General features: G+C 66.8%; 8 protein-coding genes and 1 pseudogene. 5 read left to right on the top strand and 4 right to left on the bottom strand.

Features of this window, described 5'->3' with window-relative positions:
• On the bottom strand, positions 1-1,016 hold a 1,016-nt coding region (locus AAF184_21450), incomplete at its 3' end, for a tetratricopeptide repeat protein (GenBank protein MEO0424915.1).
• A 267-nt stretch (positions 1,017-1,283) separates the two neighbouring features.
• Between AAF184_21450 and AAF184_21445 the strand changes: the two genes are divergently transcribed.
• Positions 1,284-2,681, top strand: a complete 1,398-nt coding sequence (locus AAF184_21445) for a DUF4397 domain-containing protein (GenBank protein ID MEO0424914.1) — start codon at positions 1,284-1,286, stop codon at positions 2,679-2,681.
• A gap of 28 nt (positions 2,682-2,709) precedes the next feature.
• Here AAF184_21445 and AAF184_21440 read toward each other — a convergent pair whose 3' ends face one another.
• The gene (locus AAF184_21440; GenBank protein MEO0424913.1) at positions 2,710-3,408 is read right to left on the bottom strand and encodes a glutathione S-transferase; all 699 of its coding nucleotides are present in this window, start codon (positions 3,406-3,408) and stop codon (positions 2,710-2,712) included.
• 190 nt (positions 3,409-3,598) lie between these two features.
• On the opposite strand from AAF184_21440, the gene AAF184_21435 reads away from it, so the two are divergent.
• A complete protein-coding gene (locus tag AAF184_21435) occupies positions 3,599-5,638 on the top strand; it encodes a VCBS repeat-containing protein (protein ID MEO0424912.1) in 2,040 nt (679 codons plus the stop codon).
• A gap of 903 nt (positions 5,639-6,541) precedes the next feature.
• The gene (locus AAF184_21430) at positions 6,542-8,434 is read left to right on the top strand and encodes an integrin alpha (GenBank protein ID MEO0424911.1); all 1,893 of its coding nucleotides are present in this window, start codon (positions 6,542-6,544) and stop codon (positions 8,432-8,434) included.
• Positions 8,435-8,546: 112 nt separating this feature from the next.
• On the opposite strand, the pseudogene AAF184_21425 reads toward AAF184_21430, so the two are convergent.
• Positions 8,547-9,022: pseudogene (locus AAF184_21425) on the bottom strand (transposase).
• A gap of 334 nt (positions 9,023-9,356) precedes the next feature.
• Here AAF184_21425 and AAF184_21420 point away from each other — a divergent pair.
• Both AAF184_21420 and AAF184_21415 read left to right on the top strand, forming a co-directional pair.
• Positions 9,357-10,883 carry an alkaline phosphatase PhoX gene (locus AAF184_21420; protein ID MEO0424910.1) on the top strand — a complete coding sequence of 509 codons (1,527 nt, stop codon included), beginning with the start codon at positions 9,357-9,359 and terminating at the stop codon, positions 10,881-10,883.
• 366 nt (positions 10,884-11,249) lie between these two features.
• Positions 11,250-12,713, top strand: a complete 1,464-nt coding sequence (locus AAF184_21415; GenBank protein MEO0424909.1) for a PLP-dependent aminotransferase family protein — start codon at positions 11,250-11,252, stop codon at positions 12,711-12,713.
• On the opposite strand, the gene AAF184_21410 is transcribed toward AAF184_21415, so the two are convergent.
• Entirely contained in the window at positions 12,710-12,946 is a 237-nt protein-coding gene (locus AAF184_21410; GenBank protein MEO0424908.1) for a hypothetical protein, read from the bottom strand. The genes AAF184_21415 and AAF184_21410 overlap by 4 nt on opposite strands.
• Between the last annotated feature and the right edge of the window lie 175 nt (positions 12,947-13,121).

Raw genomic sequence — 13,121 nt, 5'->3', positions numbered from 1 at the left:
TTCAGATGCTCGACCGCGACGTCGTAGCGCGCCTCGCCCTCCGCCAGCTCCGCGAGGGAAATCCGGGCCAGGACGATGAGGCGAGGCCAGGGCGCTTCCAGGGCGCGCACGAGGGCGCTCTCCAAGGGGTCGCGGGCGGCGGCGAAGTGTCCCTCGGCAATATCCAGGCGGGCGATGTCGATTACGGCCCAGTGCCGATCACGCTCGGTGCCCAGCTGGGTGAACAGGGTGTGGGCTTGCTCGAGGTGCGGACGCGACTCCTCGTAGCGCTCGAGCAGGAGCAGCGTGAAGCCCACCTTGACGTGGCTGTAGGCGATGTTGCGCACCACCCCGGTGCGCTGGTCCAGGGCGAGCGCATCGCGGAAGTTGGCCAGCGCCATCTCGTACTCGCCGAGCACCTTGTGGGACTCGGCCACGGCGTAGAGGGCGTTGGCGATGCCGCGCGTGTCGTTCTCAGCGCGGGCCAGGGCCAGGGCCTTCTGACTCCAGTCCAGCGACTTCTCGAGATCGCCCATGAGGTCGTAGAGTGAACCGAACGCTTGATAGAGGTCGATCGTGCGCAGCTTGTCGTCCAGATGGTCCAGGCTTCGGAGGGCCCGCTGCAACCACTCGAGCGAGGTCACGTAGTCGGCCTGCAGGCGGTAGATCTTGGCGAGCTCTTCCTGGGTGTCGACCAGATCTACGGTGGCGCCCAGGGGCTTGAGCACCTCTAGAGCGCGCATGAGCGCCGCCTCGGCCTCAGCGTAGCGGTTACGTCGCGTGTGGGCGCTCGCGTGCGCTTGCAGGGCGGCGCCGAGGGTTTGCGGATCATCCACTTGCTCGGCGTCCGCCACGGCCTTGGCAGCGAGGATCTCGGCCGCGTCGAAGTCCCCCGCGTCGGCCTGCTCGGCCACCTGTCCTAGCAGGGCATTGACGGACTCGATGGTCGGCTCGGCCGCCGCCACTGCGCTCGCCAGCACCAGGGCGAGCAGCCACCCGGTCACGAGGGCAGCGCCCGACCGCGTCGGCACACGCATTGCGCTAGCCTGGCATGAGCCCCCTACCACCAACCCGCAGCCCTCCTGGCGCCCGGTACGCCACCGACCCTCGGCATCTTGCCGAACGGTTAGCCGACCGTACAAGCGCGCCACGGCGATCGCCCCCGAGGTTGGCCGCCCCTCGCCGGCAGCGCAGTTCACTAGGCACCCCGTCTGTGCAACACTTGCGACGCTTTTTTCACCGTCGAGCCGTCCATGCGCGGGCCCTGCCCATGATCGCTCACCGCTCGAAAGGACCGAATACCGATGAGTTTCCGCCTTGCCGTTAGCGCCGTCACCCTGCTGTTGGCCCTGGGCGCCTGCTCCAACAACGACGACATCGACCTCGACAGCCAGCCCCTCCTCGGCGCCGTGCGCGGCATCAACGCCCTGCCCGAGCTGGAGGATGTGCGCTGGCGCATCATCTTCGAGGACTTCGATCCCTCCGTCTCCACGGCGCTGTTCTTCCGCGCCGCCTCGCCGCAGGTGGAGTTCAGCCAGCGCGACTACGCCTTCTCCTTCGACGTGTTACTGCCAGGCGATGAGGACACCACCCTCATCATCGAGACCACGGGCACGGTCGATCCCGAGGTCATCTACGACTACGTGCTCACCGGCACCTTCGACGACCCTCAGATCTTTCTCTGGACCCAACCGCGACGCGACTGGGACCAGGAACTGATCGATGCGGCTGACAACGGTACGGAGATCACAGAGCTGGTGGTGAGCTTCGGCCACGCCGCCGGCGGTGTCGACGCGGTCGATGTGTACTTCGAGGCGCCGGACACGGACATCACTACAGCCACGCCGATCGCCACCATGGCCTTCGGCGAGCTCGCCACGCCGACCACCATCGAAGCGGGCATCTATCAGCTCACCCTGACCCCGGCGGGCGATCCCAACACGGTGCTGTACGCCTCGGAAGAGCTCGACGTGCTGGCGGCCAACACGGCCCTGTTCACGGTGATGGAAAACGGCGGCATCTCCACCCAGGCGGTGAGCGTACAGCTCTACGTCGATAGCCTCGGCAGCACCGTCTCGGACATCACCACCCCCGGCGAGCTGAGCGTGGTGCACGCCGCGCCCGACGCCGGGGCCGTCGACGTGTTCGACAGCACCGACTTCGACACCCCCCTCGTGAGCGACCTGGCCTTCGGTCAGCTGTCCGGCGACCTGGTGGTGGCCGACGGCGAGATCGATGTGGCGGTGACCCCGGCCGGCGACGTCGGCACGATCCTCGCCGAGCAGACCGTGGAGGTGCCGGCGGCCGCTTACCGCCGCGTGTTCGTGGTGGGTGCGCCCGGTGAGCTCGAGACCTTCTCCGTGGAGGACGACCGCCGCAGCTTCCTCACCCAGGGGCGCCTGCGGGGCGTCGGCGCTTCCACCAGGTTCGACATCCTGGACATCTACATCCTCGACCCAGGCGCAGATCTCGAAGAGTCAGCGCCCGCCATCACCAACCTGGCCTTCGCAGGGGCCTCCACGCTCGCCACGATCAACCCTGGCACCTACGAGTTGGTGGTCACGGACGCGGACACCACCACCATCCGCTTCGGGCCCGGTGAGTTGGTGATCGAGGCCGGCGATGTGGTCGAGCTCATCGTCATCGACGATGCGGACTCGACGGACGCCGACGTGTTCGTGTTGCAGACGGCAGGCGAGTAGGCCTAAGGACGCTACTCGCCCGGTGAGGTCAGGTCACCACGGCCCGCAAGGACGCCTCGATCTCACCACCACACCACACCTCGCCGTAGCCCTCGTCCGTACAGCGGCGCAGCTCCACCTGAATCGGTAAGGCCCTCACCCGATCCATCAGACCGGCGACGGCCGGCGCATTGCGCTCGAGCACGGGACGCAGGCTCGGGAAGCGCGCCGTCATCGTGCCCCACAGCTCGGCCACCGTCAGGTCCGCCAGCCCCAGCGTCGGCGTGCCCAGGAAGAAGCCCTCCTGCGCCGTCAGCCCGTGGCGACGGCCCGTTTCACCGAAAATCGCCATCCACCGCGCCAAGCGTGGCTGAAAGGCCTCCCAGGCCTCAGCGGTCCACAGCTGCTCGCCGTGGTAGCGCGTGGTCTCGTAGAGCACATCGCTGGCGTCCGCGATCACCTTCGCCGTGAGCGCCTCCTTCTCGAGGTCCCGGGGCAATAGGTCGTGCTTGCGGCCGAGATAGGTGAGCACCGCCGGCATCTGCGACAGGGAGAGCTCCGCCGCGTGGTCCGTGAGCACCGGCAGGCCCATGAAGGGCACGGGTTGCGCCTTCGGATCCGCCCGCCAGCGAGCGCGCAGCGCCTCGTCGTCCGCCTCCTCCCAACTCGCGTGCACATGGGCCAGCAAGGAGCGGACGAACTGTCCGCGAAAGGGAATCGGCCAGTAGTACAGGGTGTAGTCAACCACGTTGGACTCCTCCAGAGGCACATCGGCTTGTGGCCGAAGCATACCCCCTAAGCGGCTCACAGCAGCGATCGTGCCGAGAGTTGATCCTCCCCATGAGCTCTCCGCTCACCCGACCGCGCAGGTACGTACGAACCCCCTCGAGCGGCACCCCGTTCGAGACCACCTGACAACTTGAGCGGAGACCGTAGACATGACCTCGAAAGCCCTGACCCTCGCCGTGCTGGCCGCCTGCAGCCAGAGCGCCTTCGCCACCCCGCAGTTCGCCGAGATGAGCGACGCGTGGGGCATCGACTTCGCCCGCGCGCCGTCCGCCACCCACGCGCAGATCGAAGCCTATCTGATCGATTCACAGACCACGCCCGTGCCCGCGGGGCCGCCGGGGTTGTTCGATCTGCCGCTGGGCACACGCGGCTGGCAGGGCGTGGCCGTGCTCGACTACGACGGCGACGGTGACCTCGACATCCTCGCCCCCAACGGCCCCAACGCCGACAACGCCCTCTACCAAAACCAGCTGGTGGAGAAGGGCGAGACCACCTTCATCGACGTGGCCGTCGAGGCCGGTATCGCCACCCACAGCATGGACATCAACGGCGTGTGCTACGGCGATACGGACAACGACGGCGACGCCGACGTGCTCCTCCTCGCGCGCTCCGCCCCCAACGCCTTCTTCATCAACGAGGGCAACGGCACCTTCACCCAAGCGGTCGCGAGCGGCCTCGATCTAGACAGCCAGGGCCACTCGGCCTGCGCGCTGGGCGATGTGAACGGCGACGGCCTCCTCGACGTCACGGTGGCCAACGCCCTGGACCTCGATACGGGCTTCTACCCGATCATGGTCGAGCCCTTCGCCGCCAACCAACACAACCAGCTATTCCTGAACGTAGGTGGCAACGCTTTCATCGACGTGAGCGAGCGGGTCGAGCCGATGGTCGAGCTGCCGCCCGGCGCAGCCGGCATCACCTGGGCCACCTCCATGGTGGACCTCGACATGGACGGTGATCTCGACATCATCTACGGCGACGACCAGGGCGCCATGTCCACCACCAAGGACGATCCCGTGGCCGGCGTCGACCGCGGTTACATGCACGTGCTCTACAACGACGGCACGGGCCACTTCACGCCCTACGCCGTGGCCGAGCGACCGGAATCCGTCGGCTCCTGGATGGGCGTGGGCTTCGGCGACATCAACCACGACGGCCACCTCGACATCTTCGGCTCCAACTTCGGCGACTACGGCTTCGGCGTGACGGGCGTGCCCTTCGAGCTCGGCGATGAAGCCACCCGCCCCCTCTTCGGCCGCGCCGACGGCACCTTCGCCGATCCCGGCCTCGGCGAGGACTCCAGCGTCTTCGGCTGGGGCAATGCCGTGTTCGACGTCGACAACGACGGCGACAGCGACATCGCCTACCAGGGCGGCCTCGACATGGTGCAGGTGCTGCTCCTCGACAACCCGGGCGCCATCCTCGAGAACGACGGCGCCGGCAACCTCCTCGCCAACGTGGATGCCATGGGCGGTCGCCACAGCCGCCGCAGCGTGCACGGAATGGCGATCGGCGATCTCGACCGCGACGGCTTCGTCGACATGGTCAGCATCGCCAACGTGGTAGTGCCCGAGGAGGTGGACCTCCTGCCGGGACCGACCCAGTGGGGCAGCCCCTTCGACCTGGCGCCCTACTTCGTCGCCCCGTTCTCACCGACGGAAGAGGACCCGGCGATGGTGTCCTGGAACGGCATCACCTACGCCGATGGCGATGTGAGCATCGAGCGCAACCTCGGTGAGAGCGGCTACGCAGGCATCACCGTGCGCGGCCGTGGCAGCGTCGGCGACGTCGAGGGCGCGGTAGCCCCGCGCGACGGCACCGGCGCCGTGTTCACCTTCACCCCCGCCGGCAGCGAGATCTCGGCCATCATGCCGATCACCGCTGGCTCCAGTAACGCCTCCGCTCACGCGCAGGAAGCCTACTTCGGCCTCGGTGAGGCGAACCGCGGTCGCCTCGACGTGCTGTGGCCGGGTGGCGTGCGCAACCGCGTGTACGGCGTGGAGGGCGGCGAGCAGTTCGTGATGCCCGAGATCCCCTGCAGCATCGACGGCGAGGGTCCTTTTCCCGCCTACCGTACCTGTGTCAGCGACGCCCTGCGCGACCTCGTGGCCACACAGGTCATCGACGCCGATCAGGCCCGCCGTCTACGCAGCAGCGCGATCCTGGCCTGGGCCGATGAGCACCGCTAGCTGATGAACACGCCGGCTCGCTGCGCTTCGCGCGCGACGAGCCGGCGTCGAGCCGCAAGACACCCCACGCGTAGCGCCAATGGCGCCCCGACCACGCGAGCGCGTACGCGCTTGATGCCCTCCTGATCTATGCGGTGTGCCGCTGCTGCAGCTACCGCCGGGCTTCCAGTAGCGATCTGGCCCGAAGCCGAGGTACGTTACCGAAAGACGCATGAGTGACTACCGTTTGTCTCGTCGGGCGGCGACGGACATGGAGGCGATCGCTGATTTCTCAATCGATCGATTTGGCTTCGACCAGGCGCGACGGTACCGCGAACGCGTCGCGGATACGCCGGAGATTGGACGACGAGCTGAGCAGTTGGGGAAAGGGCTGCGGCGCGTTAAGAGATTCCCACTCTGGTTCCTACATGCCGTCCGCAGATGGCGCTCTGATCGTCTGCATTTGCACTATCGTATGGATGCCGAGAGACCCCTGTAGTCTTGCGACGGCTTACCCGACGCGGATCTCTCTGAAGACGAGCTGACGGTCGCTGGCGAGCGCACCGCTGCGCGCGTTCGGCGTGATCTTCCCCATCTACCGAGCAGGGGCGCTAGCCGCTGGCTTCTTTTCGCACCTTAGTCTAAGAGCAGACGCGAGGGTGGTGACTGGCCCGAAACCTGTCTGGACAGGCAGATTCAAGCAACTTTGGCCGCGTGAATCGGTTGACGCGGAAGCGCTTTGTTGTCAGCCTTGACGGCACGATCTGCGCGATTCCAAACGTGCCAACGCCGCGCCGGCAGTGCCGTCCGGTCGCCCTCGCGAGCGAAGCAAGGAGCGCTTCCATGAGTTTCCGAACGACTTCTTCAAGGCCTACACATGTGTTAGGTCCGGTTTGCTTCGCACTCGCCGGGTGCTGGCCGCTGATGACTTCCGCCACCCTCTTCCCCGCCGAGGTCGACGTGCTCGACCTGCTACCGGAGAACGGCGGCGACGGCAGCATCGGCATGGTGGTCATCGGTGCCCAGGCCGACGAGCGTGCGGGCATCGCCGTGAGTGGGGCGCAGGACCTGAACAACGACGGCGTTGCCGACATCGCAGTCGGTGCCGACGACTACGACTTCCCGGGCCGAACCAACGCAGGGGCCATGTTCGTGGTCTATGGCGGCCCGGCGCTCGGCGCGCAGTTCGATCTCTCGCGCTTGGAGCCTGAGCAAGCGCCTGACGGTTCCCTTGGCTTCATGATCATCGGCGCCACGGGTCAGGTGCGCTTGGGTGAAACGGTTGCCGACATCGGCGACATCAGCGGTGACGGCATCGGCGATCTGCTCTTTGGCGACCCTGAGTTCGGTTCCGTGGGTGTCAGCTACCTACTGAACGGGTTCGACGGTGTGCAACCTTTTCCCTTCGGTCCTGTGGTAGATGCCGACGAGTTCAACTTCTTCGACATCGGGTCCAACTACGTGGGTTCGGTGCCCGGTGATTCTCCCGTTGCTGGCGACGAGGAGAAGTCGGGGTCCGCGCTCGCCAACGTGGGAGACGTGAACGGCGACGGCTTCGACGATCTCGGCATCGGCGGGCCCGGTGCCGCGCTGCCGAGCGTACCGCGACCGCAGGCGACCGGCCGGGCCTACGTGGTGTTTGGACCCACCGACGAGTTGTTGAACGGCAACGATCTCCTCGAGATCACCCCCGGCGGCGGTAACGACGGCAGCCGAGGGTTCGTCGTCGACGGTTTCCTTCAACGCAGCACGGTCGGATCGTCGATCACCGGCGCCGGCGACATCAATAACGATGGCGTGGACGATGTGGCCGTCGGTGCGGCGGGACTCGGACAAGTGTTCGTGATCTACGGCAGCCGCGTGTTCAATCCCGCGCGCTACGACGTGCGGCAGTTTGCAGAAGGCGCCAACGACGGCACCTTCGGGTTTCTCATCCAATCGCTCGCCCAACCCGCGGGCCTGGGCGGGCCCATCCTCGGCGGCACCGACTTCAATCAAGACGGCCTATCGGATCTGGTGATCACCGCGTCACGTGGGCGTAACGAGGCGCCCGAGATCTTCGTACTCTACGGCCGCGATAGCGACTTTCCGCCCGCGGTTGACCTGTCCGACCTGCGCACCGGGGACGGTTCCCAGGGCACCCACATCATCGCAACGATCGACGACGTGCTGGCCTTGAGCGATCTTGCCGCCGGGGATGTGAACAACGACGGACTGGTGGATCTGGTGATCGGTGCGGGCAGCGACACCAGCGTGGATGGCCGTGCTTACGTGCTGTTCGGTAAGGCCGGAGGCTTCGCGCCCACGGTCCATCTCGCCGATCTCTTCGCGGCTAATGGCGGCGACGGCACCGCTGGATTCGTGGTGGTGAGCGGCGCCAGCATCCAGGAGCGAGTGGGCGCTTCCGTCTCTTCGGGCGGTGACGTCAACGGCGACGGGCTGCAGGACCTCATCGTGGGATCACCCACCGCGGGTGAGAACGGTGCGGCCTACGTCGTGTACGGGCGCCAGGCACCTGACCTCGATGGCGACGGCATCGACAACGGCGCCGATAACTGCACGCTAGTCGCAAATGCGGATCAGCGCGACTCGAACGGCGATGGCTTCGGCAACGTGTGTGATGCCGACCTGGACGATAACTGCATCGTCGACCCGCAGGATTGGTTCATCATGCGCGATGTGATCGGTACCGACGATGCGGATGCCGACCTCAACGGCGATGGCATCGTGAACGGCGTCGATGCCCTGACCCTGCTCTCAAACCGCTTCTCGCCGCCGGGGCCGTCGGGGGTGACGAACGCCTGCGACGCCAACTAGCAGGCGAAGGCCAAGGATCGGCAAGTTCATGCGGATGAAGAATCTCGGCGCGGCTGCGTGGCGGGTGTGCTGCCCGCTGCCGATCGCGTTCGCCCAGGTGCGCCTCGCCGCTTGCGCTCAGCCACGCCTGGTCCTCCTCTCGCTCCAGCAGTCCGCGACGCTCCAAGAGCCGTCCAACGCGCTCGACGATGCGCTCCAGTAGCTGCTGCAACTCCGCCGAAGTCGGCGACGACACCGACACGAAGCGCGGACCATCCTGGCGGTCCGCGACGTAGACGCCATCCAGAACCAGCAGGTGGAAGTGAACGTTAGGTTCAGTGCACCACCGAAGCGCTGCACCAGGGTCACCGCCCCGCCTCGGGCCCTCGCCCGCGTGTGACCGCTGCGCCCTATCAACCACGACTCGATCGCCCGCACCACCAGGCGGAGCACCGATCCCATCGCTTCGGGCTCTCGTGCGAACAGATATCGCAGCGGGAACGGTACGCTCAACACCCACTGGCGGATCGGTACCGCCGGCAGCACCTCATCCACCAGCAGCGCGGCCGTGTCCGCCATGCGCCGGGGTCCGCAGCTCGGGCACCAGCCAGCCACGGTCGGTACGGAACATCCTCGGGCTTAGCCAAGCACGCGCACGCCTAGGAGGAGTGGATGCCATCAGGGGCAGCCTTGGGCCGATGAACACAACTAGGTAGCCAATACGCTGGCTCACCGTGGCACCGCGGTGAGCCAGCCCCCTCCCTGATGGTGCCCCCGTCGCCCGACGCGGCTGTCATCTTTCGCCAGCCGTCATGTCACCAAGCCAGCGAACAAGCTTCATCGCACCTCCCCATTGGCGACACACACGCTCCCTAAGCTCGATGGCGGGCGGTAGCTCAACGTGCCACCGCCCCTCGATAACTAGCTTAAGGGGTTGTACTTCATGAAGATTTCACGTCGCGAGTTTTCCAAGATGATCGGCTCGGCAGCCGCCGCCACGGCGGTCGCACCGCTCGGTCTGCTCAACGCTCGGGTGGCGGCAGCGCAGATGAGCTGCCCGGCCGTCAGCTTCACGGTGCCTGGCTTTGGCGACCTTGCCGAAGCGGTGCCGCTCAACACGGATGCCCTGGGGGATGTGGTCGGCGCCGGCGATCTGCGCGGTGTGCCGCTGCTGCAGCTTCCGCCGGGCTTCCAGTACACGGCGATCTCCATCCGTGGCGATCAGATGAGCGATGGCAACATCGTGCCAGGCGACCACGACGGCATGGCCGCCTTCCGCACGCAGGACAACTTCGTGGCCCTCGTGCGCAACCACGAGCTCTCCATCGACGAGGACGAAGAGGGCAACCAGCTCGGCTGCCTCACCGCTAACGGCCGCCAGTACGACCGCTTCCAGGGCGCCGGTGCGGGCCTCGGCGGCGGCGGCACGTCCACGGTCATCGTCAACACGCAGGGCCTGGTGGTCGAGGACTTCGTGTCCCTCGGCGGCACGATCCGGAACTGTGCTGGCGGTCCCACGCCTTGGGGCTCCTGGCTCACCTGCGAGGAGAACGTGAGCACGCCCTCCACCGATGATCGCGCCACGCTCAAGCACGGCTACAACTTCGAGGTGCCCTCGCGCCTGCGCGAGGCGGTGGAGCCCATCCCCCTGATCGCCATGGGCCGCATGAACCACGAGGCCGTGTCCACCGATCCCCGCGACGGCTACGTCTACGAGACGGAAGACCGCGGCGACAGCGCCTGGTACCGCTTCGTGCCCAACCGCGAGCCCAGCCGCTTCGGTGATCTGCAGCGCGGCGGTCGTCTCTTCGCCATGGTGATCGACCCGGATCAGCGCGGTTGCGACGGCAGCCTGTTGCCGCTGGCAGCGCCCCAGGGCGTGGAAGTGGTGGACACGCGCGGCCTCGGCCGGGAGGCCGCCGGCAGCATGCTGCCCTTCCTCGGCATTCCCTTACGCGTGCGTTGGGTGGAGCTCGAGGACGTGGACCCCGAAGAGGACACGCTGCGCTTCGAGGCCCAGGCCAAGGGCGCTGCCATGTTCCACCGCGGTGAGGGCGCCTGGTACGCCGACGGCAAGCACTACTGGGTGTGCAGCGGCGCCGGGGATGCCGCCGAAGGCCAGGTGTGGTGCTACGACCCGATTACCGAAACCGCCACCATGATCGTGGAGTCCACCGACGAGAACCTCCTCGACGGCCCGGACAACATCACCGTGGCCCGCGACGGCACGATCTACCTGTGCGAAGACGGCAGCAGCGGCGAACCCGGCGATGCCAACTTCAGCCAGCGCATCGTGGGCGTCGACGACACCGGTGGGCTCTTCACCTTCGCCTTCAACAACTTCGACACGAGCGAATTCGCCGGCGCCTGCTTCTCGCCGGATAACCGCTTCCTGTACGTGAACTCCCAAGGCGTCGGCATCACCTACGCGATCTCACGCACCAACGGCCGACCGATCCGCCTGCGGTAACGCCGCGGCTCGTGCCTAGCACAGGCGGGCTGCACCTGAGGCAGCCCGCCCCTTCAGTCCGATTCGCCAGACCCGGGGTCAGTTTGGTCCTGCCGCAGGGCGCCGTGCAGGGCCCGCCCACGCCAACGGGCGCCGACGTAGCGATGGCACAGCCAATCCCGCCACCAGAGCACCGGACCAGCGGACGCGGCCCTTGCGGCGGTGGGTTCGCGGGGCGATAGATCGACGGGTCCACACGTCGTGCATGCTCCTCCAGCCATGGCGCCGTCCTCCTCGAGTAGTCCTGTTCATCGATGGGCATTGACGATACGGGAATACTGAAGCTATAACAGATTCAGTTTTTAGGAAATTGAACATGAACAGTTGATGGCAGCACCCCAAGACAGCGGCGATGGCTCGGCGTTTCTCTACCAGCAGGTGGTGGACCGGGTGCTGGCGCACATCGAGAGCGGCACCCTGCGCCCCGGCGATCGCCTGCCATCCTTAAGGCGCATGAGCCAGGCCGCGGGGGTCAGCGTGCCCACCGTGCGCCAGGCCTACGTGGAGCTGGAGCGCCAGCGGCGCATCGAGGCTCGCCCCCAGTCGGGCTTCTACGTGCGCCACCTCGCCCGCAACGCCCTCGTGCAGCCAGGCGCCACCGGCCCCTCGCCCAAGCCCGAGCCGTGCGTCCTGCACTGCCGCGATCTCATGGGGCGCGTCTACGACAGCATCCACCGCCAGGACCTGATGCCCCTCGGCATCGCCAACCCCACCATGGCCCGCCCGGCCACCAAGGCCCTGCAGCGCACGATGAAGCGGGTGCTCACGCGCGCGCAGAGCCACGCCCTGGATTACGCGCCCATGCTCGGCCATCCCACCCTGCGCCGGGCCATCGCCCACCACTACTTCGATACGCTCGGCGCCCACGTGGATCCGCAGGACATCTGCATTACCAACGGCGCCCAGGAAGGGCTCATGCTCGCCTTGAAGGCGGTCACCTCGCCCGGCGATCTGGTCGCCGTGGAGTCGCCCACCTACCACGGCGTGCTGGAGCTGATCGACAGCCTTGGCCTACTCGCCGTGGAGGTGGATACGTGCGCCGAATCGGGCGTCATGCTGAAGCACCTAAGCGAAATACTCACTCAGCACGAGATACGCGCTTGCGTGTTCTCCACCACCCTGCAAAGCCCCCTCGGCGTGTCGATGGCGGACGGTGAGCGGTCCGAGCTCCTCGCGCTGCTGGGCGCGCATGAGGTGACGCTGATCGAAGACGACGTCTACGGCGAGCTGCGCTTCGACGGCCATCGGCCGCGGCCGGCGCAGTTCAGCGCACCCGCTTGCCAGGTGATCACCTGCGGGTCCTTCTCCAAGACGGTGGCACCTGGCTATCGCATCGGTTGGGTGGTGATGGGTGAGCAGGCGGAGCGCATCAGCCGCTTCAAGCGCTCCTTCAGCTGCTCATCCGGCCTGCTCGCGCAGCTGACGCTGGCGGAGTTCCTGGGCAGCGGCGACTACCAGCGGCACCTGACCGCCCTGCGCCCCGTGCTGTGCCGCCACGCACAGCGCATGAGCGCCCTGGTGAGTGAGCACTTTCCCGCCTGTACGCGCGTCTCCCAACCCGTGGGCGGCTGCGTGCTCTGGCTCGAACTGCCCGACGGTCAGCGCGGGGAGACGCTCTTCGATCATGCCCTGGAGGAGGGGATCAGCCTGCTGCCGGGGCAGCTGTGCTCACCGAGCGGTCGCTACGAACACTTCATTCGTCTGAGCTATGGACACCCATGGCACGAGCGGACCGAGGCGGCGGTGCGCTGGCTTGGCGAGACCGTGTCGCGCGCCGCGAGTGCGGGTTAATCGCCGCGCACGGCCAGCAGGATCTGGATATCGCGGGTGGAGAGACCGCGGAGCACCTCTCGATCGGTCACGGACATGCCCTCGCCGGCGCGGATACGTTGCTCGAGCTTCGCCGCAATCTCCACCGTTGGCAGGTAGTAGAAGCTCGGATGCTCATCGGCGAGGCGTGCCACCATGTCTTCCAGCAAGCGGCGCTGCTGCACCGACTTGAGGTCTGCGCGCTTCTCTTCCACTGTTTCGTCCCGTTTCGACGTCGGGGGCCAACACTACACGCTAGTGTCTTGTCATGTGAGTTGGTTGAAGAATACGCACGGGGCTTTTTGTTCCTGAGTGCGGCGCGACGACGAGCGTGGCAGGCTCCACGGGAGGAGGATCAACGTGCTCAGGGGCAAAAAGCACCCGCGTATT

The organism is Pseudomonadota bacterium (assembly GCA_039815145.1).
In the GTDB taxonomy this organism is placed as follows: Bacteria; Pseudomonadota; Gammaproteobacteria; order Steroidobacterales; family JBCBZW01; genus JBCBZW01.
The sequence above is the reverse complement of the archived record's forward strand: the minus strand, read 5'-3'. Positions and strand labels throughout refer to the sequence as shown.

Coding starts and splice junctions, on each gene's coding strand:
- AAF184_21445 (MEO0424914.1), top strand. CDS start 1,284: ATGAGTTTCCGCCTTGCCGTTAGCGCCGTCACCCTGCTGTTGGCCCTG.
- AAF184_21435 (MEO0424912.1), top strand. CDS start 3,599: ATGACCTCGAAAGCCCTGACCCTCGCCGTGCTGGCCGCCTGCAGCCAG.
- AAF184_21430 (MEO0424911.1), top strand. CDS start 6,542: ATGACTTCCGCCACCCTCTTCCCCGCCGAGGTCGACGTGCTCGACCTG.
- AAF184_21420 (MEO0424910.1), top strand. CDS start 9,357: ATGAAGATTTCACGTCGCGAGTTTTCCAAGATGATCGGCTCGGCAGCC.
- AAF184_21415 (MEO0424909.1), top strand. CDS start 11,250: ATGGCAGCACCCCAAGACAGCGGCGATGGCTCGGCGTTTCTCTACCAG.